Genomic DNA, 25,671 nt, shown 5'->3' with positions numbered 1-25,671 from the left:
TGTAAACATCTCCCATTTGTCTGCCGCAAAGCCGGGTCTTTTCAAACTATCACTGAAGAGATCCCAATGAAGTTTTGTTCTACCTTACTAGCGCTATCAATTGCATCCAGTTTTACAGCCCAAGCTAATGAGTTAAATGACCTTGAGCGTATTACCGTCAGCTCAGACTTTCGTGAGCAAGCGCTCATGTTTTTGCCGGCGAGTGCGACCATTTTAAGTGAGTCGCAAATTGAATCTCGCCAGGCACAGCATCTTGAAGATGTATTAAATATTGGAGCAAATATAAATTTTGCTAGCGGCGCCTCAAGAGGCCGGTTCGTGCAAATACGTGGCATCGGCGAGCGTAGTCAATTCTCAGAGCCTAGTAATCCGTCGGTTGGTTTCTTGGTAGATGATTTTGACTTTTCGGGGATTGCAGGCGTAGGAACCTTATTTGACGTGCAGCAGGTCGAGATTTTACGAGGCCCACAAGCGACCGAATTCGGCGCTAGCGCAATGGCAGGCGTGATTAAAATCAAAACCGTCGATGCTGGGCCAGAACAAAGCGGTAAGTTATCGTTTTCACTCGCGGAACAGAATACTTGGAGTTTAGGCGGCGCATACGGCAACGCGATAACTGATAGTTTATTTTATCGGGTAGCGGTTCAACAGTACAAGAGTGACGGCTTCGTTGAGAACACCTTTTTAAACCGCGATGATACAGATAACCTCGATGAATTTACTTCACGAGTAAAACTGAAATATCTCGCCACTGATTGGTTGACGTTTGATCTTAATTATCAATATTTCGACATTGATAACGGCTACGATGCTTTTTCACTTGAGAATAGCCGTGAGTCACGCGCTGATGAGCCGGGCTTCGATCGGCAGGAAACCCATGCGCTAGGACTCAAAACTGAGATAAACAGCGAATTTGCTGACATATTTATTATTTTAAGTCAATCCGACTCTGATATGGGTTATAGCTATGACGAAGACTGGACGTATGTAGGCTTCCATCCCGATGAGTACTCTTCGGTAGACAGCTATTTCAGAGATCGAGATACTAAAAATATGGATATAAGGCTGTTATCAAATGACAGCTCAACATTATTCAACGGCTCTACCCAGTGGTTATTTGGTCTTTATTCAAAGACCATGGATGAAGATCTACTACGTGAATACACCTACGCTGATACTGATTTCACCAGTCGTTATCAACAAGATAACTTTGCTGTGTACTCGCAACTAGATACCCAATTGTCTGAAACGCTTAGTTTACGACTCGGTCTAAGAGCTGATCGCTTTGAAATTGATTACGCTGATAACAGTGGTTTTTCTCAAACCAGTGACAAAACCTTAATCGGCGGAAAAGCCGTGTTGGATTACAGTTTAGATAGCGCATCAGTATATGCCAGCTTGTCCAGAGGGTATAAAGCCGCTGGATTCAACCCAGATGAACGAGTTACTGCTGAAAAACGCATTTACCAACCTGAGTACAATTGGAACTACGAAATTGGGGTAAAAGGTAACTTTGTTAATTACGATGCCTTTATTCGCATCGCGGTTTTTTATATGGATAGAGAAGATACTCAGGTCAGTGATTATGACGTACAAACTCGTGCTGACGGCAGTGCTACGTTCATTGATATCATTGGTAATGCTGATACAGGAACGAATTGGGGTTACGAGCTGGAATCAGGATGGCAAGTAAATGAGCACGTTAATTTACACGCCAACCTTGGCTGGTTAGATGCGACATTTGAAGGTTATACATTGGCTGATGGCTCTGTTGTTAATAAGCAGGATCAGGCGCAGGCTCCTAATTACACGTTTAATATTGGCGCCGACGTACGTTTGTCAGAGCAAGTTAGCTGGACTATCGATGCTGACGGTAAAGACGAGTATAGATTCTCAGACGGCAATGATGAGAAATCGCCATCATACGTGTTAGTCAACACGGCTATGCGTTTTGATGTTCAAGATTGGTCTTGCTCTGTTTGGGTCAAGAATGTATTTGACCGGACGTATTATGTGCGTGGTTTTGGCGGTTTTAACAACGACCCTCGTGAAGGTTATGCCACACCAGAACCGTATTATCAGTTGGGTGATGGCCGTCAGGTTGGCGTTAGCGCCCAATACACTTTTTAAATTAGGAGCTTAATATGAAATTAGTCGCCGAACTTTCAATGTATCCATTGAATGAGCAATACATTGAACCAATACAAACGTTTATCGATCGCCTAAATGAATACGCATACTTAAAGGTAGTGACTAGCGCAACGAGCACCCTAGTCAGCGGTGATTATCAAGCCACTATGCAAGTATTAGCTAAAGAGATGCAGCGAAGCCACCAAGAAGTGGGCCAGGCTATTTTTGTCTGCAAGTTTTTAAACGGTGATAAAATGAGTAGTGACGTTTAATGCAATCGCTGGTTGACTTGCTGCAAGATATTACTCAACAGTTTGTTGCACAGTCATGGTTAGAAGCAATGGCAGTGATACTTGCCATTGCTTACGTTTGGTTGGCTGCTAGGGAGAATATCTGGTGTTGGCCGTGTGCGCTAATTAGTACTGCTATATACACTTGGTTGTTTTGGGAGGTATCGCTAGTTTTTCATACCTTGCTTAATGGTTATTATTTGATCATGGCCGTTTATGGTTGGCAACAGTGGAAAAAACAAGAGAGTGAGCATATACCGATTCAAAGTTGGTCAATGCGCAAGCATCTAATTCGGCTGGTTATCCTAACCAGCATAGCGTTCTCCATGACAGCTTTCGCAGGGATGTGGTTAGACTCAGAATATTTGTATCTAGATGCTTTTATAACAGTGTTTAGTGTTTACACCACACTGATGGTTGCCCACAAGGTTCTGGAGAACTGGTTATACTGGATCATCATAAACAGTTTTGCTTGTTATCTATATTTCGCTAAAGAGATGTACCTTACCGGTGTTTTATTCATTTTTTACGTATTATTTGCCATTTATGGATATGTTAATTGGCGTCAGCAACTGTTAGGTAAACGATATGCCTCATCGGCATCAGCTTAAGCCCGCTGTACTAGCTGAGTTAGTTGGACTTGAGCAGTGCCAGCAGGGGCTTTCCCTTAAGCACGTTCAAAAGGGGGGGGCGGTTAATAGTAGTTATATATTAACGACTCCCAGCCAATGTTTTTTCATGAAAACATTTGAGTCAGACCAAGTTAATCAACTTAATCGAAAAGAATTATTTGATGTTCAAAAAATCATTTGGCAACACGGATTGGCTTGTGAGCCTATTTATTTGTCCGATGCCCATTCGTTTCAGCTTGATGCATGGGTCGAAAGTCATACCTTAGCGACTAACGAACTGGGCGAAGAGCAAAAATACATTCAGCTCGCCAACGCTTTAAGCCAAATTCACGGGTTAGAGATGGATAGGCCATTGCTCGATCTTCCGCTGCAATGGGCTAATTATCTAAAACGGTTGCCTAAATCGAACTTTATAAAAGAACATAAGCTAGCGCAAAGTTTAGCTAATATTTGGTATCAAGCGCCGAAGAGTGATTTGGTTTTCTGTCATAACGATTTATCGTTGCAACACGTAACAGTGCATACGCCCCCCATCATTTTTGATTGGGAATATTGTGCTTACTCAAATCGCTATTTTGATATAGCGGCTTGCATTGAAGTAAATCAACTAAATGGTCATCAGCAAGAAAGTTTGTTGGTTCAATATGCCAAACTGAGTAATGTTGCACTTGATATACTGACTGAGAAAGTCAACGATATGCTGCCATTGGTCAATCTAACGAGCCATTTGTGGTATTGCGCGGCCGACGCTGTGGGCAATTTGCAGGGCAGTTCTGCTGATAAAATAAGCGGTTGAACATAAACAATCGGTTTTCCATGCAAAAGCACTTTACCTTTTAGACGCGTTACGTATAATTCAGCACCTCAGCAGGGGTGTAGTTCCAATTGGTAGAACAGCGGTCTCCAAAACCGATGGCTGGGGGTTCGAATCCCTCCACCCCTGCCAATTTTATAATCTTAAAATACGCTCGATTATTTACCTTCAGTATACTTTTCTTTTTATATATCGTGATATTCTACGCGCATGAATGCAAAAACATCCCAAGCACTTAGTTCATATCAAAAGGCTATCCTCAGTGAAATGGGGATCGTTGTGTGGCAACCTCAAAGTTCTGCGTTATCAGAGTCTGAATTCGCGACGCAGGGTGTGGGCAGTAATCAAGATAGCGCCCAAAACGGTAATGTCGATTCAAATACTGCTGTTGCGCTAATTTCAGCTAACAAATCCCCAAGCCCTATTCCTGAATCCATTAAACAATTTAGATCACACAAAGTTACTCAGGCGGATAAGCGTTCTGTGCCTAATCATCTGGTCTTTGAATTTTCTCCTGATACGCTATCTAATGCTTTGATTGAGGATGTTTTATTGAGTATTGGTTTTGAAGGCGATAACTTCGAACGGCTATCAGGGGTTGATTGTGAGCAACATAGCGATTACGAGTTTGCCTGGAAAATAGGTAACGACATAACACTAGAGGGGAGGTTATTAACAACACCCTCGTTAACGCAACCTTTTTCTCCATCGACTAAAAAACAACTTTGGTCTTTCTTATCAACGTTCGCTAATGACTAACCTAATAAAGCTCACCTCAAAAAACTATCATTCTGCCTATACTATCCACTGTCAAGGGCACTCTCACCCATGGTCTAAGTCTGTGTTTTCAGATTGTTTAACGGATCAATACGAAGCTTATGGATTACGCCAAGATAACGAATTTATTGGACTCTATGTAGCCCTTTTTGTACTCGACGAAGCGACGTTGATGGACATTGGTGTATCAAATGATATGCAAGGTAAGGGCTTAAGCAACAAGCTTATGGCGCATTTTATAACGCGATGCGTTGATAACAATATGCAGTGTGTTTGGTTAGAGGTACGCGCAACGAATGGTGTGGCGATAAGCCTTTATCAAAAGCAGGGTTTTGAGTTGATAGAGCGTCGTAAAGGCTATTATGACACTGTCGACGGTAAAGAAGACGCGTTAATTATGAAACTAACACTTATCGATATTCACTAAATGAGCATTTAGATAAATCGACGAAGCCCTTTCGGGCTTCAGATCGAATACATTATCTACGCGCTGAAGAAATGTTTAGTTGTTGAGACGGATCTTGACGCTCAATGGCCAATTTCACGAACTTAGACGAGTTGTAATTACAACCAACGCACATAGCGATGAACTGATTCATGCTAGGGCTACCAATTTCTTTTTCCCAATTTTCATAGGTTTTACGTGTTTTAACATTAGCAAGTTTTGCCATTTTAACCGTAGTTAAGCCAGCGTCTTGTCTCATTTTTCTTAAATCTGCACCTGTGATATACATGCTTTTATTCCTCATAATATTATTGAAACTACAACAGAGCTGAAACAGCATATAAAAAAACTCTGTTTTTCTATTGTCAGGCGCAGTGTATGTCAACAAATGTGGATTGGATTCCACAAGGTGAAATAATTTCACATTATTTACTTTTGATAGGGCAGAATCGTTACCAACCATTGAGTCAATGAAAAGCACTATAAGCCTCAATATTGAGGCTATGCATTCTTCGTTGTCAGCTGCACTCAGCCCATACCACTATTGTGTAGCGTAATCTTAATTTCTAATAGGTTAAGCGATAATAATTGATTTCATTTCATTGTTTGTCGCGATCAACATCGTAGGCGGAACCTGTTTGCTAGCAACTGCAAGCAATGAAGGCGGAACCTGTTTGCTACCAACTGCAAGCAATGAAGGGGGAACCTGTTTGCTACCCACTGCAAGTAATGTAGGCGGAACCTGTTTGCTGCCAACTGCAAGCAATGAAGGGGGAACCTGTTTGCTACCCACTGCAAGCAATGAAGGGGGAACCTGTTTGCTACCCACTGCAAGTAATGTAGGCGGAACCTGTTTGCTGCCAACTGCAAGCAATGAAGGCGGAACCTGTTTGCTACCCACTGCAAGCAATGAAGGGGGAACCTGTTTGCTACCCACAGCAAGCAATGAAGGGGGAACCTGTTTGCTACCAACTGCAAGCAATGAAGGGGGAACCTGTTTGCTACCCACTGCAAGTAATGTAGGCGGAACTTGTTTGCTGCCAACTGCAAGTAATGTAGGCGGAACTTGTTTGCTGCCAACTGCAAGTAATGAAGGCGGAACCTGTTTGCTACCCACAGCAAGCAATGAAGGGGGAACCTGTTTGCTACCAACTGCAAGCAATGTAGGGGGAACCTGTTTGCTACCCACAGCAAGCAATGAAGGGGGAACCTGTTTGCTACCAACTGCAAGCAATGTAGGGGGAACCTGTTTGCTACCAACTGCAAGCAATGAAGGCGGAACCTGTTTGCTGCCAACTGCGAGTTCTGTAGGTAGACTATTCTTTAACATGTTGTTTGTAATTGAGCTGTATCCAACTAAACATGTGATTGAAAAAGAGATTATAGACGTAGTTGTTAGTAGTAATTTCATTTTTAATTCCTTAGTTTTTAGATTAAGAAATTAGATGTTACATTACTCATACAATTTAGTATTTTTTTACTTTATGCGCTTATTAACCGCTCTTTGAATAGCTTATTTGCCTCATTAAATACAATCCACAAGGTAAATGTTGCAAGAGACTGCATTATATATGGGTATACGTAGTATATGATTTGAATATGTTTTAATTGGAATACGTGCCTCAATATATATTCGAATATATTAAGTCCTTCAATGAAAATATATATCCTAGTGACTTGATATATATACCAGTCTAAATTTATGGACTTCCCAGATTTTGATGTGAATTGCTCAGTCATTTGAATACGTGAGAAAAGAAAATGACGAGTAAGTAAGCCCAGTCCTACTAACGCTGCATACCAGTAAATAGCAGGTGCAGTATTATATCCTATTAGAATCCAGTAAATTTCAGCTGAGATACAGAGCAGTAAAATCATTAAAGAAATCTTACTCATTTTATCGAACCAAAACTTATAAATAATAAAAAACAATAATAAATATATAATTATTTTTGCAAGCCAATAGTTATAAAGCTCCTCGGCAAAAATAAACCACAAAACCTCTTCTAGAACTCTAATTACTGCAAGTATTATTATAATACCTAAAACATTAATATCTTTGCGACAAACAAAGCCTGTAAAGAGTAATATTCCAATAAATATACGATCAAAAACAAGCGCATTGCCAAACGTCAAAATACCCGCGGCGATAAAAAGCCCTCCAAAGAGGGCTGTGATTATCTTGGGTAAGTAGGCACGAACTAACATTAGGTGTGATTAAAACCGAAATAATCCATAACAGTAGAGAAAAAAGATTCACGGGTTTGTTCTGAGGCTTTTTGTCGGCATACAGCCCACCATTTGCTGATTACCTCTACACCGATACTGTTCATCGTTTCTGGTTTTTCATTCTCAATTGCCGAAACTGTCTCTCGGCTAATACCAACTCGCTGAGCAAGCTCGCCTTGGGTGTATCCCGCTTCTTTACGAAGTGCCTTAAGTTGCACACCGCTGAACTTCTTTCTACGTGACATAGTGAGTTGGCTTCCTGAGCAAGTATGAATCGTATAAATTGAGTGAATGTAGGGGTTTTAAATTACCCTTGCCCGTTCGAATATAAGGTAGTGGTGACAACTTGTAAATGCCTTTTACAAAGAAATTAGTGACATCGCAAATATAAATTTTCTTTATAGTTCCTAACGTTACACGCTACATCAGGCATACAGCATAGTGGGTTGGTGATTCTGAACACTGAATGTAGACTTTTTTAACGCCGAGTATTTTATGCTTTTACAACCTAGTCGGTAAACGGGTTAATATTCTGCTTTTTAGCAAATTTTTAATAAGAATATTATCAGTTTTTTGCATAAACTGATTCCATTTCTAGAGGATTATCAGAATAACAACTGGGTGGTAATCTAACTTCGTATTGAACGCGAGAAATTGTCGGTGGGCGTCGGATTTAGACCCAATGACCGTTTCAGTAACCCCCATTATTTATAGGATGGGAATGCATATTCACGATATCCAAGCAATCGTTGTGGTACCAATACATGCGTGAACCAACTACCTATGTCGGCAATGTTAAAACGCGTAGCTAAAGACATATTAGTGGATTTCTAACGAGGATAAACAAGCATGAATAAAACAATTTTAGTAACGGGGGCCACAGATGGTATCGGTTATGAAACCGCGAAAATGCTGTTGTCGGTTGGGCATACAGTGCTTTTACACGGTCGAAACAGCAGTAAGTTACGTGATGCTCAAACTAGGTTAACTGAAGCAACAGGTACAGGCCAAAGTGAGACTTATGTGGCAGATATGTCCAACATTCATGATGTGAAGGCGTTGGCACAAGCTATTATAGCGAAGCATGGGGCGCTCGATGCGCTTATTAATAATGCAGGGGTTTACGGCGAGCCTGAAGTCATGACGCAAGACGGGCTAGATGTTAGGTTTGTGGTGAATACATTCGCGCCTTACGTTTTAACCAAGGCGCTGTTGCCGATGCTTGGTAAAGGCTCTCGAGTAGTGAATGTATCATCCGCTGCACAAGCACCAGTTAGCTTAGCTGCCATGGCAGGCAATCAACCTCTTGATGATTCACAAGCCTATGCTCAAAGCAAACTTGCGCTGACCATGTGGTCACGTCAATTAGGCTTGCAACTTGCTGAGCAGGGTCCCTCTATTATTGCTGTGAACCCGAAATCACTATTAGGGAGCAAAATGGTGAGAGACGCTTACGGTATGGCTGGCGGCGACTTGCGTATCGGCGCGGACATTCTGAGTCGAGCCGCGTTATCTGATGAGTTCGCGCAAGCCTCAGGCCAATATTATGATAACGATATCCAGCAATTCGCTAATCCCCATCGCGATGCCCTGAACGCTGAAAAAACACAGGCCGTCATTTCCTGCATGGAAAAGGTTATTGAGCATATTACTCATTCGTAAGATCTCTAAAAAGGGTTTTGGCTTCAAACCGAAGCCTAACAGCAGTATTTTCTCTGGGACTAAGTTTAGTTGGTGTTTTTTTAAATCATAATTGGATAATAGTACTATGACCAAGAGTCGCGCAGTTTCGCAACATTAATAATGTCTTTAAATTGGTCTTTGGCGATTTTTAGGATAGGTATTTGAAGAGGCTATTACTAATTTTCATAACCCAGCAAAGTGGTTGGCAATGCAATGCAAGGAGTAAGTTGAAGTACCTTAAGGAAAAGGTACTTCACAGCATATTTAAACAAGCTTTCTTATTTGTCTTCACTCAATAAGCGCTGATAGAGCAAATCTTTCAACATGGCTCGGTCATGTTTCATTTGATGCATAGTTTCATCGTCAATCGGGGCATCTTTGAGTTCCAATACTCGTATCTCTTTATCTAACGTATCATACTGCTTTGCCTTCTCAGCAAATTTAGCATCGCTTTTATTAAGAGTTGAGATAACTTCTCTGTACTCGGGGAAATCGCTATTAAGTGAGTGGTTTTCGCCTAACATGTTGACTCCTTATTTTATTAAAAAAAATGTCGTATACAATTATGTATGAATGTTGAGTGGCATCTGTTCAATACCAAAACGGTGTTTGTTCATTCAAACCGATAATGTTACCTACCAAAGACATAGGGACGATAGACCCGTTTGTCAATCAAGGTGACGTGAAATAACTATCATGTTCAGGAAACTATAAACTTGTGCAGCAATAACTAATTATCTAATGCACGTTCCTAGTAGATTTTTGTCCGTAATATTCAAGGAAGAAATCGATGAATGCTCTGACCTTTGGGGGCTACATAGCCCATTTTTAGTATCTGTAAGGGAGTATTTGTTAATTTCATTTAAAGAGGACCCCTTATTATTCTCCTCTGGAGCCACAATTTTCCTAATGAAAATCTATTTCGTCATTTAATCTGAATAAATGCCACTGATAAAGCAAGCATTGATTGTTTATGTGTCTAATATCAGCGAAAATAGCGCGCAATTACGATTAACAAGACGGATTTGAAGATTGAAGCGCTATTGATGGCTTCTCCCTGTGCATACAAAACCGTGAAAACACGAGAAGATTTTATTAAATGTCTAACGCTTTAATCCCGCAGGAAGTCTCACGTAGACGCACTTTTGCCATTATTTCTCACCCGGATGCGGGTAAAACCACCATCACAGAAAAAGTATTGTTATTCGGAAACGCACTGCAGCGTGCAGGTACCGTAAAAGGTAAAAAATCAGGCCAGCATGCTAAATCTGACTGGATGGAAATGGAGAAAGAGCGGGGGATATCCGTTACCACATCCGTTATGCAGTTTCCCTATTCAGGATGTCTGGTTAACCTATTAGACACTCCAGGGCACGAAGATTTCTCAGAAGATACTTACCGTACTTTGACCGCGGTCGATTCCTGTTTAATGGTGATTGATGCTGCTAAAGGTGTTGAGGCTCGTACCATTAAGTTGATGGAAGTCACACGTTTACGTGATACCCCTATTATTACGTTTATGAACAAACTCGACCGCGATACCCGCGATCCTATCGATTTACTCGATGAAGTGGAAAGCGTGTTAAACATTAAATGTGCCCCCATTACTTGGCCCATTGGCATGGGGAAGGAATTCAAAGGTATATATCACTTACTGCGTGATGAAACCGTCTTATATAGCACCGGTCAAGGGCATACCATTCAGCCGAGGCGAGTGATTAAAGGGCTAGACAATCCTGAGTTGGATACGGCTGTTGGCATTTACGCCGATGAGTTACGTGAAATGTTGGAGCTGGTTAAGGGCGCATCCCACGAATTTAATTTGGAAGAATTTATTGCCGGTGAACTCACGCCCGTTTTCTTTGGCACCGCTATGGGTAACTTTGGCGTTGACCATATGCTTGACGGACTAGTTGAATGGGCTCCGTCGCCACAAGGGCGAGAAACAGATCTAGGTAAAGTTGAAGCTAAGGATGATAAATTCAGTGGCTTTGTGTTTAAAATTCAAGCCAACATGGATCCTAAACATCGAGACCGAATTGCTTTTTGCCGCATCGTGTCGGGTAAATATCAGAAAGGTATGAAGATGCATCAAAGCCGTATCGGAAAAGACGTGCGTATTTCTGACGCGTTAACGTTTTTTGCTGGTGACCGCGAAGTGCTAGAAGAAGCGTATGCAGGCGATATTATTGGTTTACATAACCACGGTTCAATTCAAATTGGGGATACATTTACCTCTGGTGAAAAGTTTCGTTTCGCTGGTATACCCAACTTTGCGCCTGAATTGTTTAAACGCATCCGCCTACGGGATCCACTAAAACAAAAACAATTGCTTAAAGGCCTTATTCAACTTTCAGAAGAGGGCGCGGTACAGGTGTTTAGACCACTGCAAAACAATGATTTGATCGTTGGTGCTGTGGGCGTATTGCAGTTTGATGTGGTGGTTGCACGTCTTAAAGGTGAATACAACGTGGACGCTATATACGAACATATCAACGTCGCCACTGCCCGTTGGATATATGGTAAAGATGAGCGAAAAGTCGATGAGTTTCAACGTAAAGCAGAAGCTAATCTTGCCCTCGATGGTGGAGACAATCTAACCTATATCGCCCCCACTATGGTGAATTTGTCGTTAGCGCAAGAGCGCTATCCTGATATAGAGTTTCATCAAACACGCGAACATTAATAGATGCTGGGACAAAATGTCCCCTTCAATACACATTTATATATGTGCTCAACAAGTACGGTTATTGGCTTTAAAAATATGAATTTACATACCCTATTATTGAACAAATTTAGTGCTGCCTTGGCGGCCATTGGCGCCCCTGAAAACTCCCCTGCGCCCCTTAGTCGTGCAACACGTGTGGGGTTCGGCGACTACCAATTTAATGGTGCTATGGCGCTAGCTAAAGTACTTAAGCTCAAGCCGAGAGATATTGCTGAAAAAATCGTTGAAGCGGTTCAGCTTGATGGTATCGCCGAGAAGCTTGAAGTGGCAGGCCCAGGCTTTATCAATATTTATTTAAGTAAACCGTGGCTGGCTGGTCAACTTGCTAATGCAGCAGCAGATACGCGTTTGAATATAGAAGCTCAGCCGAGTAAAACCGTGGTGGTGGATTACTCATCGCCCAACTTAGCCAAAGAAATGCATGTGGGCCATTTGCGCACCACGATTATTGGTGATGCAGTGGTTAAAGCGCTGGAGTTCATGGGACACAACGTCATCCGCCAAAATCATATGGGCGACTGGGGCACACAGTTTGGGATGCTGCTTGCGCACCTAAATGACAAACTTCAAGCGGATCAAGTGGCTGAAACGGCACTTTCTGACTTAGAAGATTTTTACCGCGAAGCCAAAGTGCGTTTTGACGAAGAAGAAGGCTTCGCTGATAGGGCACGTGACTACGTAGTTAAACTGCAGGGCGGTGACAGTCATTGCTTGGCGCTATGGCAGAACTTTATTGACGTCTCTATCACACACAGTGAAGAGGTTTATCACAAATTAAATGTCAGCCTTACCCGTGATGACATCATGGGCGAAAGTGCTTACAACGATGATTTGGCGAATGTGGTTCGCGAACTTCAGGCGAAAGGATTGGCGGTAAAAAGCCAAGGTGCTCAAGTAGTATTTATACCTGAATTAGCAGATAAAGAAGGTAATCCTGCTGCTTACATCGTGCAAAAATCTGGCGGGGGTTACCTATATGCCACTACGGATTTAGCCGCTATACGTCATCGCTGCGGTACCTTGCATGCAGATCGTACCCTTATTATGACTGATGCACGACAAGCACTACATTTTAAGCAAACTGAGATTGTTGCCCGTAAAGCGGGTTTTATTGCACCAGAACAGACTTATGAGCATTGCCCGTTTGGCATGATGTTGGGTAACGATGGCCGTCCGTTTAAAACTCGTACAGGGGGAACAGTTAAACTCGTTGAATTACTAGATGAGGCGGTCGAGCGGGCTGAAGCCCTATTGAGTAAACGCGAAACCGATTTAAGCGCACAAGCGCTAAAAGTACTGGCCAATAAAATTGGTATAGGCGCTGTAAAGTATGCAGATTTGAGTAAAAATCGTACCACTGACTATATGTTTAGCTGGGACAGTATGCTGAGCTTTGAAGGTAACACCGCACCTTATTTGCAATACGCCTATACTCGAGTTATGAGTATTTTTCGTAAAGCCGGCGTGGATCATTTAACGCTAAATGCGCCCATTACGTTGGACGCCTCTCAAGAAAAATTACTTGCGGTGAAGCAATTACAATATGTTGAAGCCATCAATCAAGTGATTGCTGAGGGCACACCTCATGTGTTGTGTACCTACCTTTATGAACTTGCTAGCTTATTTATGAGTTTTTACGAAGCATGTCCGATGTTAAAAGATGGCATAGCACAAGACGTTCGTGACAGCCGTATGACGCTAGCTGCACTGACCGCTAAGACATTGCAATCAGGGTTGGGGCTATTAGGTATAGAAACCATGGATCGCATGTGATTTAGGGGTAAAAATTTGCTGTAACGTTATTCACACCCGCTATTTTGCGGGTGTTTTGTTTAAGAAGATAACGAGACTGCCTTCGTTTACGCTGATTTTTTGCTTCCTAGGGGCTGAGATCTGTCATTAAGGGATAAAATCCGGTAAAATCCGCCGCCATTCAACCGCTATGACAATGTTAAGATTTATGTTCGAAATCAATCCAATACTAAATACAATTAGTGATGTAAAGCAACGCAGTGCATCACTTCGGGGGTATCTTTGACTACGATCAAAGGAGTGAACGCCTCGAGGAAGTTAACCGCGAATTAGAAAACCCTGATGTGTGGAACGATCCTGAGCGTGCTCAAGCCCTAGGCAAAGAAAAAGTCGCCTTAGAACAGATTGTTAATACCATAGTATTGCTTGAGCAAGGTTGTATTGACGTTGAAGAGCTTTTAGAACTAGCTGTAGAAGAAAGCGATCAAGAAACCTTAGATGAAGCTGAAAAAGATTTGGCTGAGCTTGTTAGCCAGCTCGAGAAACTTGAATTCAGACGTATGTTTAGCGGTCCGAACGATGCAAATGACGGTTACATCGATATTCAATCTGGTTCCGGCGGTACTGAAGCGCAAGATTGGGCTAACATGCTATTGCGTATGTACCTTCGTTGGGGGGAAGCCCACGGTTTTAAAACAGAATTAATTGAATTGTCAGATGGTGATGTTGCTGGAATAAAAAGTGCCACTATACGTTTTGAAGGTGAATATGCTTTTGGTTGGTTGCGCACAGAGACCGGTGTTCACCGACTCGTTCGTAAATCACCGTTTGATTCTGGTAGTCGTCGCCATACCTCATTTGCTTCTGTATTTGCTTATCCAGAGATTGACGATGATATTGAAATTGATATTGATCCCTCTGATTTACGAATTGATACTTACCGCGCGTCTGGCGCAGGTGGGCAGCACGTAAACAGAACCGATTCTGCGGTGCGTATTACTCACGAACCAACGAATATTGTTGTGCAGTGTCAAAATGACCGTTCACAACATAAAAATAAAGCCCAAGCGATGAAGCAGCTAAAAGCAAAACTGTATGAATTTGAGATGCAAAAGCAAAACGAAGAAAAACAGACCATGGAAGACAGTAAGTCAGATATCGGCTGGGGCAGCCAAATCCGCTCTTATGTATTAGATGATTCACGGATTAAAGACTTACGTACAGGCGTGGAAACACGTAACACTCAAGCCGTGTTAGACGGTGATTTGGACAAATTTATACAAGCCAGCTTAAAATCTGGATTGTAAGTAAACCCACATTAATTTACAGCTACTAGAAATCAGGAAAGTCGATGACCGAACAGCACCAAGATGAAAACAAGCTCATAGCTGAGCGCCGCACTAAACTTTCGCAGATACGTGAAAACTGTAAATCAAACGGCTTTCCCAATACCTTTCGTCGTGAATTTTATAGTGAAGATCTACAAGCTGAATTCGGCGAGCACGAAAAAGCAGCCCTAGAAGAACTAGGTAAAATTGTCAGCATTGCTGGTCGTATTCTTGCTAAGCGTGGGCCATTCTTGTTATTGCAAGACATGACTGGTCGCATTCAAGCGTATGCCTCCAAAGATACGCAAAAGGATATTAAAGAGCGTTACACCAGCTTAGACATCGGTGACATCATTGGTGTTAAAGGTGAACTGCATAAGTCCGGTAAAGGCGACTTATACGTCAACATGAATGAATACCAACTGTTGACCAAGTCTTTGCGTCCCTTACCTGAAAAGTTCCACGGCTTGGCTGATCAAGAAACTAAGTACCGCCAACGTTATGTTGATTTGATCACCAATCAACAAACTCGCGAAACTTTTATGATCCGCAGCAAAATCGTAACCGGTATTCGTAACTTCTTAAGTGAACGTAAGTTTATGGAAGTGGAAACGCCGATGTTGCAGGTTATCCCTGGTGGAGCAACAGCTAAGCCGTTTACGACGCACCATAACGCGTTAGACATAGACATGTACCTACGTATCGCACCAGAGCTTTACCTGAAACGTTTAGTGGTTGGCGGTTTTGAACGTGTATTCGAAATTAATCGTAACTTCCGTAACGAAGGTTTATCGACTCGGCATAATCCTGAGTTCACAATGCTTGAGTTTTATCAGGCCTACGCGGACTACCATGATTTGATGAACTTGACAGAGGAAATGCTACGTACGGTTGCAAATGACGTACTGGGCACGGCCATTGTTAAAAATACCATCAAGGACATTGAAGGTAATGTTATCGAAGAGAAAACCTATGACTTCGATCAGCCATTTGAACGCTTAACGATGAGCGAAGCGGTCATAAAATACTGGCCTGAAGCGAACGTTGCCGCAATTAATGATCCTGAAGCACATCTTGATGAGCTTAAAGTGATGGCTAAGCAGTTGCACATCAAGGAGCCTGAAGTAGATGGAATTTGGGGCGCGGGTAAGTACTTGTGTGAAATATTCGAAGCTACTGCTGAAGAGCAGCTTGATCAACCTACATTTATTACGGCATATCCATGGGAAGTTTCGCCTCTTGCGCGCCGAAATGATGACAACCATTTCGTAACTGATCGTTTTGAGTTTTTCGTAGGCGGTCGTGAACTAGCTAACGGTTTCTCTGAGTTAAATGACTCTGAAGACCAAGCTGCGCGATTCCGTAAGCAAGTGGCCGAGAAAGATGCTGGTGACGATGAAGCCATGCATTTTGATGACGATTACATTCGTGCCCTTGAGTATGGATTACCACCTACAGCGGGTGAAGGTATTGGTATTGACCGTTTAGTGATGTTATTCACTGACAGCCCTACTATTAAAGACGTAATCTTATTTCCGCATATGAAGCCGGAAGTCAGTGCAGAAAAGGCTGAATAATCAGCCTTTGAATGTACACCATTTTTAACCTTAAAAAGCGCTTAGCATAGGCGCTTTTTTTATGTCTGCAGTTTCATGCTTCCATGGGCTTAGATTTATGCATCTAAAGTGTCGTTAATAATGTGCTTCTAACGCCGTGATGCGCTTAAGTAAATTCTGATTCACTGGTACGTTTATGCCATGAATTTGAGCTTGCTGGCAGATATAGCCATTGATGAAGACGATTTCAGATTGGCGCTTGTGTGCTATGTCTTGATACATAGACGAATAGTTTACGCTGGTGGCCTCAATGACTTGTTTTACCCTATCTATGAGTATGCCCGCTTCAGCGCTAAAACCGCAGGCAGTCATAACGTTTGCAGTCTCTAAACAGATCTCCCCAATGATAGCGTTATATTGAGATTGCGCTAATTGGCCATTTTTAATTTGATGCAATGCTGTCAATGGGTTGATAACCGCATTTATGGCCAGTTTATCCCACAGCGCTTGTTCAATATCGGCATGCCAGCAACAGGGTGTTAGTAGTGACGTTAGTAATGCATCTCGGTTGGTGTCATTGCTAATCAGGGGGGCCGCCGAGTTTTGTCCTCGGGCGATATATCCTAAGTGACACATGCCTAAACCTGTTTCGAACATGGTAGTGGTACTGGGTTTGTAAGCCGCATGGCTGGTGGTGGCTGCAATAATTGGGTTATTGGGTAGTAATGTTTTTACCGCTTCTATTACGCCCATTCCATTATGTAATAACACCAACGTTTGTTCAGCACATAGATGTGGTTTTAACTCTGCAACGGTATCCGCAATCTGATAAGCCTTGACAGGCAATACAATAATATCAGCGTTGTTTAATTGACTGAACGTTGACGGTTGGATTTGAATATTGTGAGCGCGTTGAAGGATATCAGTGGCAACTAATGTAAATGCTTGTTGCGTGCGCGTGACAAGGCTAAATTCTTGTTGTTGAATATGGCATTTAAGCGCGAGCAAATTACCTATGGCGCCGTTGCCAACAATAGCCAATTTCACTGATCGCTAACCCTTATGCGCAGTTTTAGTTGGCCAATTTTGCGACCAAGGTTGAGTGTACTCTTCGAGCGCCTTTTGACAGGCTTCCGTATTAAACAGTTCACCGCTAGTGGGAGAGCAACAGATACCAATTTCTTGAGTTTGGTAGCAAAACCGCAAACTGTAGGCATGTAAATACGTTCTGTCATGCTCTGAACCTTTATACAAACTATCGCCTAAAATGGGACTGCCTAAGCTCTTTAGCATTACCCGCAACTGATGCGTTTTACCGGTTAAGGGTTTAAGCAAATACAGCCTGATACCCGGGGAGACACTCTTGCTAAAAAACTGTGTTGTGGCGACGGCTGTACCATCTTTGCTTAAGGCCCATTTACCATCACGTATTTTTTTCATTGCACCGCTGATGGTGCCCTGTTTCTTTTTGGGTTTGGCGGGGCCAAGGGCAAGGTAGTACTTTTCTATTTTGCGCGTTTCGAATAGCTTGCCTAACGTGCTCGCGGCTTGAGCATGTTTAGCCAAAATAAGTAAGCCTGAGGTCACTTTGTCTAAACGATGCACCAACCAAAGTTTATCAATAGATAATTGCCCACAGATAATGGGCAAAATACCGGAGGCATCTTGCTCATTCTGTACGCTCACGCCAGCAGGCTTGTTAATAACAAGAAAATCGGCGTGCTCAAAAACGATTTCGATTATGGGGAAGTTCGGATTACTCAAGCAGTGCAATCGCTGCTGGATAGTCCAAATCATCAATAGCGCTGAGCAGAGATGCCTCAGTGGCGCTATCTAATGCGCAGTCACGTATATATTGCTCTAATTTGTTGGGCGTAATAAATTCGTTTCTTTTTAACGCCGTGAGCAATTCTTGTTTGCCTTTTGGATTACTCTTTTCCGTTGCACTGGACGACACCACATTATTATTGGATATTGTAGATTGCGTATATTGATTTACAGTGGCAAGTGTTTGCATAAGCACTGCAAGATAAGTTGTTGAATCAATATTTTCCGGGGACTCGCTTTTGATATACGCTTCAAAGTCACGACTGGCTTGGTGAAGTGCATTCATTCCTAAATTGCCACTAACGCCTTTAATCGTGTGAACTTGTTGGCGTACCGCATCTAAATTTTGTAAGCGAATATCACTGACCAGAGATTGTTCTACGTCAGTATATTGCTCCGCAAATTTACCAAGCATTTTAACTAATAAGCTCTCATTGCCACTGAATTGGCGCAATGCAAAGTCCTTGTCGAAAATTACGGGGTCTTGATTCATTCACTAGATCCTTCGAATAGAATGTGATTTAACGTGAATTCAAACAGTATAAGCTGAGTGACTTTATTGTGACTGAAAGGGTAGACTAATAGTCTAGTGTAAATCAATGGGCAAGTTTCCTGTGGTAAAAAAAATCCTTATATTATCGGCAATTACTGGCGTTCTCGTCGCATGTCAACCTACCAATACGGTGACACAACCGTTGAGCTCGAACTTACCTTCAGGGGTAACCTTGATTGCTGAGCATTCGGCGAGCCCAAATAGCGTCAGCATTCCATATAAAAAGTATCGCTTAGAAAATGGCTTAACGGTGGTTCTGCATGAGGACCATTCAGATCCGTTAGTACGCGTTGATGTGACCTACCATGTGGGCTCTGCGCGTGAAGAGGTAGGTAAGTCAGGATTCGCTCATTTTTTTGAGCATATGATGTTTCAAGGCTCGAAAAACGTTGCTGACGACGAACATATTAAGATTGTGACCGAAGCTGGCGGTAATATGAATGGTACCACCAATTCAGATCGCACAAATTACTTTGAAACTGTACCGGCCAATCAGCTAGAGAAAATGCTGTGGTTGGAAGCAGATCGTATGGGATTCATACTTGACTCGGTTACCCAAGAAAAGTTTGAGATTCAACGTGAAACAGTGAAAAACGAACGTGGGCAGAGCTACGACAACCAACCATATGGATTGCGCAGTGAGCGTAACTCAGAGGCCTTGTATCCAGTAGGCCATCCTTATTCTTGGTCAACCATCGGATATATTGAAGATTTAAATCGCGTTAACGTAGACGATTTGAAAGCGTTCTTTAAACGCTGGTACGGACCCAATAATGCGGTATTAACGATTGGCGGTGATATTCAACCTGAGCAAGTACTTAGATGGGCAAATAAATACTTTGGTCCTATTCCGTCTGGTCCAGTGGTAGATAACGCTAAAAAAGAATTGGTCAGCCTAGATGAGACCCGCTACGTTACGTTAGAAGATGAAGTACATTTACCGTTGTTACAAGTAACGTACCCGACTGTATATGTGCGTCATGAAGATGAAGCGCCATTGGATGTATTGTCTAATATATTAGGCTCAGGTAAAACATCATTATTTTATAAAAACTTGGTTAAAGATGGTTATGCCGTGCAAGCATTGGTGTCACATCCATGCCAAGAGTTGGCCTGCGAATTCCAACTTATTGCCTTGGCTAATCCACAAAACAGCACTAATCTGTCGGAGATATATAAGCGATTTGAGCAAACTCTCGCAGAATTTGAAGCGCGAGGCGTCAGTGAAGATGACCTAAATCGTACTAAAATAGGGATCGAGTCATCAACTATTTTTGGCTTACAAAGTGTGTCAGGTAAGGTATCAACTTTAGCCTCCAATCAGACGTTCGATGACGAGCCTGACATGGTGCAATATGACCTTGACCGATACAATGCCGTTACTGCAGAGGATGTGATGCGGGTATATAAGCGCTATATCAAAAGCAAACCCAGTGTTGTTTTAAGCATAGTACCAAAAGGTCATACAGAGCTTGCAGCAAAAGCGGCAAACTTTACTCCACCAGCTCGTAAATTGGATGATCTTAGTACAGTAAAAGAACATATTGAACAAGCAGCAATTGTGGATGACTTTGAGCGTAGTGTGCAACCATCAGCGGGTCCTTCACCTGTGGTGGACGTGCCGGACTTTGCAAAAAAGACCTTCGATAATGGTTTAACCCTAGTAACCTTGGACAGTAAAGAAACGCCTACGGTGTCAATTAGCTTCAATATGGAAGGCGGTCCCTTACTCGATCCTATTGATAAAGCGGGCTTGGCTTCGCTAACCGCACAAATGATGAATGAAACGACCCAAGGCTATACAAACGAAGAGATGGCTAATCAGCTTGCTTTGTTAGGTAGCAGTATTCATTTTGACGCTAACGGCCGTTATACGACTGTACGCGTAAGCAGTTTAACCCGTAGCCTTGATGCAACGTTGGCCTTGTTAAACAAGAAACTATTTCATCCCGCCTTTTTAGAGAGCGATTTTCTGCGTCTAAAACAACGTACGGCTCAGTCACTTCAACAGCAAGTTAAAAATCCATCGGTGTTAGCGAGCAGGGCTGTGAGTGAATTGCTATTTGGAAAAGACAACCGAGTTAGCTTACCAGACTCAGGCACGCTACAAACCTTAGATAACATTACTTTGGATGATATCAAAACCTATTATCATAATTATTACTCCCCAGCAAAAGCGAACGTGGTAGTGGTCGGTGATATTGAACCAAAAGCACTACAGGAATCGTTGGCTTTTTTAAGCGGCTGGTCTCCTAAGCCCTATGAGATAAAAGACTATGCGAAATTTCCAGATACAGGCAAGCCAGTGCTTTACTTGGTTGATAAACCGGGTGCTAAGCAGTCAGTGGTAACCGTTTTTAAACGTTATTTACCCTACGATGCGACCGGTGAACAATTTAGAAGTAAATTAATGAATTTTGCGTTAGGTGGTGTTTTTAGCAGTCGAATTAACCTCAATTTACGTGAAGATAAAGGCTATACATATGGGGCATCTACAGGTTTTATTGGAGGGAAAACTTTAGGTTGGTTTGATGCTAGCGCTGATTTAAAACAAGAAAATACCGCCGATGGCATACAAGAGATGCTTAACGAGATAAGCGTTTATCACGACAAAGGCATGACACAGGTTGAGCTAGAATTAATGCGCAATGCATTTACCCAAGGTGATGCGCTGGAGTATGAAACTCCTGCTAGTAAAGCGGGGTTTTTACGGCATTTATTAACGTATAATCTAGATAAGTCGTACAGAGCGACGCAAACTAACATTATAAACAACATCAGTAAAAGTGAGCTAAATGCACTGGCGGCTAAAGTGCTGGATCCCAACTCGATGCAAATTGTGGTAGTGGGAGATGCGAGTGTTATTCGCACTCAATTAGCAGGTATCGGTCGGGAAATCGTTGACTTAACCGTTGAATATTAAGGTTGAGCGCTGAGTGAAAAAACGTTCAGCGCGGGTCTATATTCCTTGAAAAAACATTAAGGCTCCCCATCTACTGAGGGTTGCTGACTATATTGGAATTTATTTTGCAGACATTAGATAAAGATTTTAGCGAGCGTTTAGCTATTTTAGCAGGTGACGATCTTGCCTCGACGCTGGTAGGAATAAACCACGGAATAGAACGCGAAGCGCTGCGTATTCAACCTAATGGTAAGTTAGCCCAAACGCCCCACAACGAAAAGTTAGGCGCTGCGTTGACACATGAGTATATCACTACCGATTTTTCAGAGTCGCTTTTGGAGTTTATTACTCCCCCAGAGCGGGATGTGGATAAAACCATAGGTCAATTACGTGACGTACATAAATTTGCTTTAGCAAACATAGGTGACGAATGTTTATGGCCTATGAGTATGCCTTGCTACATTGATGATCAAAGCGAAATCCCGATTGCCCAGTTTGGAAAATCCAATGTTGGCAAAATGAAAAGCTTGTATCGAGAGGGACTAAAGAACCGTTACGGTAGTATGATGCAAGCAATTGCTGGTGTGCATTTCAACTATTCTTTGCCAGATGACTTCTGGCAGTTATGGCTCAATAAGGTCGAAGGAACTGAAAATAACAAGGATACTAAGTCAGCTGCTTATTTTGCACTTATCAGGAACTATCGCCGTTTCTGTTGGTTAATCCCATATTTATATGGTGCGTCACCGGCTTTATGTAGTTCGTTTATTAAGGGTAAAACCACCACTCTACCTTTTAAAACTATCGGAAAAGGGTCTTTATACTTACCGTATGCTACTTCTTTGCGTATGAGCGACTTGGGGTATACAAACAGTGCTCAATCCGGTTTGATGACGTGTTACAACCAAGTAGATACTTATATTGCTTCATTGCGTAAAGCTATTAGTACTCCATCTGAAATTTTTGAAAAATATGCCACTAAAAAAGACGGACATTATCAGCAACTCAACAGTAATGTGCTGCAAATTGAGAATGAGCTTTACTCACCGATACGTCCAAAACAACCCACTAAACCTTTGGAAAAGCCTACGGATGCGTTGAATGCTCGTGGTGTTGAATATATCGAGGTCAGAGCATTAGATGTAAACCCCTTTAGCGAATTAGGTATTGAGCGGAATCAGTTTTTCTTTCTCGATGCGTTTTTATTATATTGTTTAGTGATGCCAAGCGCAGATATGACGTCGGATTCTTATCGAGAAACTGAGTCCAATCTTCGAGCTGTGGTCGATCACGGCCGTGATCCGGCTCTAACCTTGTCTAAAGGTGGCCAATCGATACCGATGGCTGAATGGGCTACAGAATTATTCACTGGTATGCGGCAAGTTGCCAAAATACTTGATTCTAACGTAGACGTTGCCGAATATAGTTTGGCAGTTGAGCATGAATGGCAGAAGATACTTAATCCTGAGTTGACGCCTTCAGCTAAGATCCTTGAGACATTATTGAGCAAAAATCAAGACAACGGAGCCTTAGGTATTGAATTGGCAGCACGTTATAAGCAAAGCTTGAGTGAGGAAAAATATCAGTTTTTTGATGCTGATATGCTTCGTAAGCATGCGCTTAGTTCTTTAGATGCCCAGCATCAGATTGAACAGTCTGATATCGTCAGTTTTGATAAATTCTTAACCGACTACTTTACCTATCAATTTGATAAATTCTAAATAAACTTGTTTATCATGATGTTACCTAATGCCGTTCACTTAAGGTGAGCGGCATTTTTTCGTTTGACCGCCGGGTACCCGTTTTAGATACCACTGGTGTACGTACGTAACTGATTTCTCACTTTTCCTTCAAAACAGACTGCCTAGCATTTCGCTCTATACCCAAGACCAATTTAGGCACATTTCCTGAACTTAAACCGACATCGAGCGGCACACAATATCGAATTAATTGTTCGGCTGATGTAACCACTTTGTTCTAAACAACGTCGGTCCAGTTAATACTCAAATGTCCCGTCCATGGGCACGCAACATGTTCATAATGTTCCGACGTCATTAGCGTTAATACTGGTCATAGTATATCTGGCTTTAGCAGATCGATAATATTAGATATTTCGCTTACAGGAAAGATAGAGATGCGGCTAAAGTTTTTGATAATGGGATAAAAATATACGGAAATTTCTTTAGGTGTACTTTTTAACCATCTGATCGACAATACGTTTTTGTCTATATCCGAGTTTTTATGACTGCGGTAAAAATGTTTATGAGGTCTGTTATTAACGCAAAAAAAAGCCCAGCTAAAGAGCTGGGCTAAAAGTCTTTTGGAAACACACATAAACTAAAACACACGCTAATTATGACCGTTTTATACCTGATTAAGTTCACATATTAATGCAAAAAAAAGAATGCGTGAGCCATGGGTAAATAATGATGCGTTCGATGGCTCTACAGTATAGGAACACAACATGCTTGGTGAGGAAAAAATGCTGTAGCTCGCAGCAATTTATGGGCAAAAAAAAGCCCAGCTAGAGAGCTGGGCTAAAAGTCTTTTTGGAAACACACATAAACTAAAACACACGCTAAATATGACCGCGTCATACCTGATTAAGTTCACATATTAATGAAAAAAGTGAATGAGTAAGTCATGAGCTTAAATCAGCCGTTCGATTGATCTTCATATTAGGAATACCCTAGTCCTTGGTGACGTAACTAAATCAAAAATCATCAGTAAATCTCGGGCAAAAAAAGCCCAGCTAAAGAGCTGGGCTAAAAGTTTTTTTGGAAACACACATAAACTAAAACACACGCTAAATATGACCGTGTCATACCTGATTAAGTTCAGTTACAAATGCAAAAAAATGAATTAGTTAATCATTGCTATAAAATGAGTGGATCGAGTGATCCATATGAGATGGATATCAAACTGATTGGTGATGAAAATACCTTGTTGTTCGTAGCCAATCACGGGCAAAAAAAAGCCCAGCTAAAGAGCTGGGCTAAAAGTTTTTTTGGAAACACACATAAACTAAAACACACGCTAGGTATGACCGTGTCATACCTGATTAAGTTCACTTACAAATGCAAAAAAATGAATTAGTTAATCATTGCTATAAAATGAGTGGATCGAGTGATCCATATGAGATGGAGACCACACTGGTTGGAGACGAAAATCCCTTGTCGTACGCAGCTAATTACGGGCAAAAAAAAGCCCAGCTAAAAAGCTGGGCTAAAAGTCTTTTTGGAAACACACATAAACTAAAACACACGCTAGATATGACCGGGTCATATGCCATTAAGTTCACTTATAAGTGCAAAAAAAATAAATTATTTCATTATCGCTACGAAAGCGTAGTCGAGTGATCTATATGGCATGGATACCAAACTGATTGGAGACGAAAATCCCTTGTCGTACGCAGCTAATTACGGGCAAAAAAAAGCCCAGCTAAAAAGCTGGGCTAAAAGTCTTTTTGGAAACACACATAAACTAAAACACACGCTAGATATGACCGAGTCATATGCCATTAAGTTCACTTATAAGTGCAAAAAAATAAATTATTTCATTATCGCTACGAAAACGTAGTCGAGTGATCTATATGGAATGGATACCAAACTGATTGGTGATGAAAATACCTTGTTGTTCGTAGCCAATCACGGGCAAAAAAAAGCCCGGCTAAAGAGCTGGGCTAAAAGTCTTTTTGGAAACACACATAAATTAAAACACACGCTAGATATGACCGGGTCATATACCATTAAGTTCACACATAAATTAAAAAAAGTGAATTAGTTAATTATGGCTATGAAATAAGTAGTTGAGTGATCTATATGACATAGATACCACACTGGTTCGTGATGAAAAGACCTTGTCGTTCGTAGCAATTTACGGGCAAAAAAAAGCCCAGCTAAAGAGCTGGGCTAAAAGTCTTTTTGGAAACACACATAAATTAAAACACACGCTAGATATGACCGGGTCATATACCATTAAGTTCACACATAAATTAAAAAAAGTGAATTAGTTAATTATGGCTA

The 25,671-nt window shown here is 41.8% G+C and carries 21 protein-coding genes and 1 tRNA gene; 14 read left to right on the top strand and 8 right to left on the bottom strand.

From position 1 onward, the window contains the following. Positions 1–66: 66 nt before the first annotated feature. The 7 genes from GQR89_RS14430 to rimI all read left to right on the top strand — a co-directional run bounded on the left by GQR89_RS14430 (position 67) and on the right by rimI (position 5,070). Positions 67–2,130 (top strand): TonB-dependent receptor, encoded by a 2,064-nt coding sequence (locus tag GQR89_RS14430; protein WP_158770683.1) that lies wholly within the window; start codon positions 67–69, stop codon positions 2,128–2,130. A 14-nt stretch (positions 2,131–2,144) separates the two neighbouring features. Continuing rightward, a complete protein-coding gene (locus GQR89_RS14425; protein WP_158770682.1) occupies positions 2,145–2,402 on the top strand; it encodes a hypothetical protein in 258 nt (85 codons plus the stop codon). Then, positions 2,402–3,031, top strand: coding sequence for a nicotinamide riboside transporter PnuC (gene pnuC / locus GQR89_RS14420; RefSeq protein ID WP_158770681.1), 630 nt, complete (start codon positions 2,402–2,404; stop codon positions 3,029–3,031). The genes GQR89_RS14425 and pnuC overlap by 1 nt, the downstream gene beginning before the upstream one ends. Further along, positions 3,009–3,848, top strand: a complete 840-nt coding sequence (locus GQR89_RS14415; RefSeq protein WP_158770680.1) for a choline/ethanolamine kinase family protein — start codon at positions 3,009–3,011, stop codon at positions 3,846–3,848. The genes pnuC and GQR89_RS14415 overlap by 23 nt, the downstream gene beginning before the upstream one ends. A 73-nt stretch (positions 3,849–3,921) precedes the next feature. Then, positions 3,922–3,998: transfer RNA gene (locus tag GQR89_RS14410), tRNA-Trp, on the top strand. Positions 3,999–4,076: 78 nt separating this feature from the next. Continuing rightward, the gene (locus GQR89_RS14405; protein WP_158770679.1) at positions 4,077–4,625 is read left to right on the top strand and encodes a hypothetical protein; all 549 of its coding nucleotides are present in this window, start codon (positions 4,077–4,079) and stop codon (positions 4,623–4,625) included. Further along, positions 4,618–5,070 (top strand): ribosomal protein S18-alanine N-acetyltransferase, encoded by a 453-nt coding sequence (gene rimI, locus GQR89_RS14400; RefSeq protein WP_158770678.1) that lies wholly within the window; start codon positions 4,618–4,620, stop codon positions 5,068–5,070. The genes GQR89_RS14405 and rimI overlap by 8 nt, the downstream gene beginning before the upstream one ends. A 52-nt stretch (positions 5,071–5,122) precedes the next feature. On the opposite strand, the gene GQR89_RS14395 is transcribed toward rimI, so the two are convergent. From GQR89_RS14395 to GQR89_RS14380, 4 genes are all read right to left on the bottom strand, one after another. Then, the gene (locus tag GQR89_RS14395) at positions 5,123–5,377 is read right to left on the bottom strand and encodes a helix-turn-helix transcriptional regulator (RefSeq protein WP_158770677.1); all 255 of its coding nucleotides are present in this window, start codon (positions 5,375–5,377) and stop codon (positions 5,123–5,125) included. Positions 5,378–5,662: 285 nt separating this feature from the next. After that, positions 5,663–6,499: a hypothetical protein gene (locus GQR89_RS14390; protein ID WP_158770676.1), complete on the bottom strand. Its 837-nt coding sequence runs from the start codon at positions 6,497–6,499 to the stop codon at positions 5,663–5,665. Positions 6,500–6,570: 71 nt separating this feature from the next. Further along, positions 6,571–7,296, bottom strand: a complete 726-nt coding sequence (locus GQR89_RS14385; protein ID WP_158770675.1) for a hypothetical protein — start codon at positions 7,294–7,296, stop codon at positions 6,571–6,573. Next, positions 7,296–7,562 (bottom strand): helix-turn-helix transcriptional regulator, encoded by a 267-nt coding sequence (locus GQR89_RS14380; protein ID WP_158770674.1) that lies wholly within the window; start codon positions 7,560–7,562, stop codon positions 7,296–7,298. Before GQR89_RS14380 ends, GQR89_RS14385 begins: the two co-directional genes overlap by 1 nt. Before the next feature lie 604 nt (positions 7,563–8,166). On the opposite strand from GQR89_RS14380, the gene GQR89_RS14375 reads away from it, so the two are divergent. Then, on the top strand, positions 8,167–8,979 hold the full coding sequence (locus GQR89_RS14375) for an SDR family NAD(P)-dependent oxidoreductase (RefSeq protein WP_158770673.1): 813 nt from the start codon (positions 8,167–8,169) through the stop codon (positions 8,977–8,979). A 299-nt stretch (positions 8,980–9,278) separates the two neighbouring features. On the opposite strand, the gene GQR89_RS14370 is transcribed toward GQR89_RS14375, so the two are convergent. Then, on the bottom strand, positions 9,279–9,524 hold the full coding sequence (locus GQR89_RS14370; protein ID WP_158770672.1) for a YdcH family protein: 246 nt from the start codon (positions 9,522–9,524) through the stop codon (positions 9,279–9,281). A gap of 575 nt (positions 9,525–10,099) precedes the next feature. Between GQR89_RS14370 and prfC the strand changes: the two genes are divergently transcribed. The 4 genes from prfC to lysS all read left to right on the top strand — a co-directional run bounded on the left by prfC (position 10,100) and on the right by lysS (position 16,385). Continuing rightward, positions 10,100–11,686 (top strand): peptide chain release factor 3, encoded by a 1,587-nt coding sequence (prfC, locus tag GQR89_RS14365; protein WP_158770671.1) that lies wholly within the window; start codon positions 10,100–10,102, stop codon positions 11,684–11,686. Positions 11,687–11,764: 78 nt separating this feature from the next. Next, the gene (gene argS, locus GQR89_RS14360) at positions 11,765–13,501 is read left to right on the top strand and encodes an arginine--tRNA ligase (RefSeq protein WP_158770670.1); all 1,737 of its coding nucleotides are present in this window, start codon (positions 11,765–11,767) and stop codon (positions 13,499–13,501) included. Between the two features lie 187 nt (positions 13,502–13,688). Then, positions 13,689–14,787 (top strand): peptide chain release factor 2 gene (gene prfB / locus GQR89_RS14355; protein WP_158770669.1). Its coding sequence is split into 2 segments (ribosomal slippage): positions 13,689–13,763 and positions 13,765–14,787, totalling 1,098 coding nucleotides; the frame shifts between segments, so codons are not numbered across the junction. A 44-nt stretch (positions 14,788–14,831) separates the two neighbouring features. Continuing rightward, the gene (lysS, locus tag GQR89_RS14350) at positions 14,832–16,385 is read left to right on the top strand and encodes a lysine--tRNA ligase (protein WP_158770668.1); all 1,554 of its coding nucleotides are present in this window, start codon (positions 14,832–14,834) and stop codon (positions 16,383–16,385) included. Between the two features lie 114 nt (positions 16,386–16,499). Here the strand turns inward: lysS and GQR89_RS14345 are convergent, their stop codons facing one another. The 3 genes from GQR89_RS14345 to GQR89_RS14335 are packed head-to-tail and all read right to left on the bottom strand — an operon-like array spanning position 16,500 to position 18,684. Beyond that, positions 16,500–17,411 carry a ketopantoate reductase family protein gene (locus tag GQR89_RS14345; RefSeq protein WP_158770667.1) on the bottom strand — a complete coding sequence of 304 codons (912 nt, stop codon included), beginning with the start codon at positions 17,409–17,411 and terminating at the stop codon, positions 16,500–16,502. Positions 17,412–17,417: 6 nt separating this feature from the next. Then, positions 17,418–18,161 carry a TIGR01621 family pseudouridine synthase gene (locus GQR89_RS14340; RefSeq protein WP_158770666.1) on the bottom strand — a complete coding sequence of 248 codons (744 nt, stop codon included), beginning with the start codon at positions 18,159–18,161 and terminating at the stop codon, positions 17,418–17,420. Beyond that, on the bottom strand, positions 18,121–18,684 hold the full coding sequence (locus tag GQR89_RS14335) for an Hpt domain-containing protein (protein WP_158770665.1): 564 nt from the start codon (positions 18,682–18,684) through the stop codon (positions 18,121–18,123). Before GQR89_RS14335 ends, GQR89_RS14340 begins: the two co-directional genes overlap by 41 nt. A 106-nt stretch (positions 18,685–18,790) precedes the next feature. On the opposite strand from GQR89_RS14335, the gene GQR89_RS14330 reads away from it, so the two are divergent. Together GQR89_RS14330 and gshA are read left to right on the top strand one after the other, a co-directional pair. Then, entirely contained in the window at positions 18,791–21,667 is a 2,877-nt protein-coding gene (locus tag GQR89_RS14330; protein ID WP_158770664.1) for a pitrilysin family protein, read from the top strand. 104 nt (positions 21,668–21,771) lie between these two features. Further along, the gene (gshA, locus tag GQR89_RS14325) at positions 21,772–23,367 is read left to right on the top strand and encodes a glutamate--cysteine ligase (protein WP_158770663.1); all 1,596 of its coding nucleotides are present in this window, start codon (positions 21,772–21,774) and stop codon (positions 23,365–23,367) included. Positions 23,368–25,671 lie beyond the last annotated feature (2,304 nt).

Source organism: Paraglaciecola sp. L1A13 (assembly GCF_009796745.1).
In the GTDB taxonomy this organism is placed as follows: Bacteria; Pseudomonadota; Gammaproteobacteria; order Enterobacterales; family Alteromonadaceae; genus Paraglaciecola.
Note: the sequence above shows the minus strand (reverse complement) of the source record. Positions and strands in the feature narration are given on the sequence as shown.

Coding starts and splice junctions, on each gene's coding strand:
- GQR89_RS14430 (WP_158770683.1), top strand. CDS start 67: ATGAAGTTTTGTTCTACCTTACTAGCGCTATCAATTGCATCCAGTTTT.
- GQR89_RS14425 (WP_158770682.1), top strand. CDS start 2,145: ATGAAATTAGTCGCCGAACTTTCAATGTATCCATTGAATGAGCAATAC.
- pnuC (WP_158770681.1), top strand. CDS start 2,402: ATGCAATCGCTGGTTGACTTGCTGCAAGATATTACTCAACAGTTTGTT.
- GQR89_RS14415 (WP_158770680.1), top strand. CDS start 3,009: ATGCCTCATCGGCATCAGCTTAAGCCCGCTGTACTAGCTGAGTTAGTT.
- GQR89_RS14405 (WP_158770679.1), top strand. CDS start 4,077: ATGAATGCAAAAACATCCCAAGCACTTAGTTCATATCAAAAGGCTATC.
- rimI (WP_158770678.1), top strand. CDS start 4,618: ATGACTAACCTAATAAAGCTCACCTCAAAAAACTATCATTCTGCCTAT.
- GQR89_RS14395 (WP_158770677.1), bottom strand. CDS start 5,377: ATGTATATCACAGGTGCAGATTTAAGAAAAATGAGACAAGACGCTGGC.
- GQR89_RS14390 (WP_158770676.1), bottom strand. CDS start 6,499: ATGAAATTACTACTAACAACTACGTCTATAATCTCTTTTTCAATCACA.
- GQR89_RS14385 (WP_158770675.1), bottom strand. CDS start 7,296: ATGTTAGTTCGTGCCTACTTACCCAAGATAATCACAGCCCTCTTTGGA.
- GQR89_RS14380 (WP_158770674.1), bottom strand. CDS start 7,562: ATGTCACGTAGAAAGAAGTTCAGCGGTGTGCAACTTAAGGCACTTCGT.
- GQR89_RS14375 (WP_158770673.1), top strand. CDS start 8,167: ATGAATAAAACAATTTTAGTAACGGGGGCCACAGATGGTATCGGTTAT.
- GQR89_RS14370 (WP_158770672.1), bottom strand. CDS start 9,524: ATGTTAGGCGAAAACCACTCACTTAATAGCGATTTCCCCGAGTACAGA.
- prfC (WP_158770671.1), top strand. CDS start 10,100: ATGTCTAACGCTTTAATCCCGCAGGAAGTCTCACGTAGACGCACTTTT.
- argS (WP_158770670.1), top strand. CDS start 11,765: ATGAATTTACATACCCTATTATTGAACAAATTTAGTGCTGCCTTGGCG.
- lysS (WP_158770668.1), top strand. CDS start 14,832: ATGACCGAACAGCACCAAGATGAAAACAAGCTCATAGCTGAGCGCCGC.
- GQR89_RS14340 (WP_158770666.1), bottom strand. CDS start 18,161: ATGATTTGGACTATCCAGCAGCGATTGCACTGCTTGAGTAATCCGAAC.
- GQR89_RS14335 (WP_158770665.1), bottom strand. CDS start 18,684: ATGAATCAAGACCCCGTAATTTTCGACAAGGACTTTGCATTGCGCCAA.
- GQR89_RS14330 (WP_158770664.1), top strand. CDS start 18,791: ATGGGCAAGTTTCCTGTGGTAAAAAAAATCCTTATATTATCGGCAATT.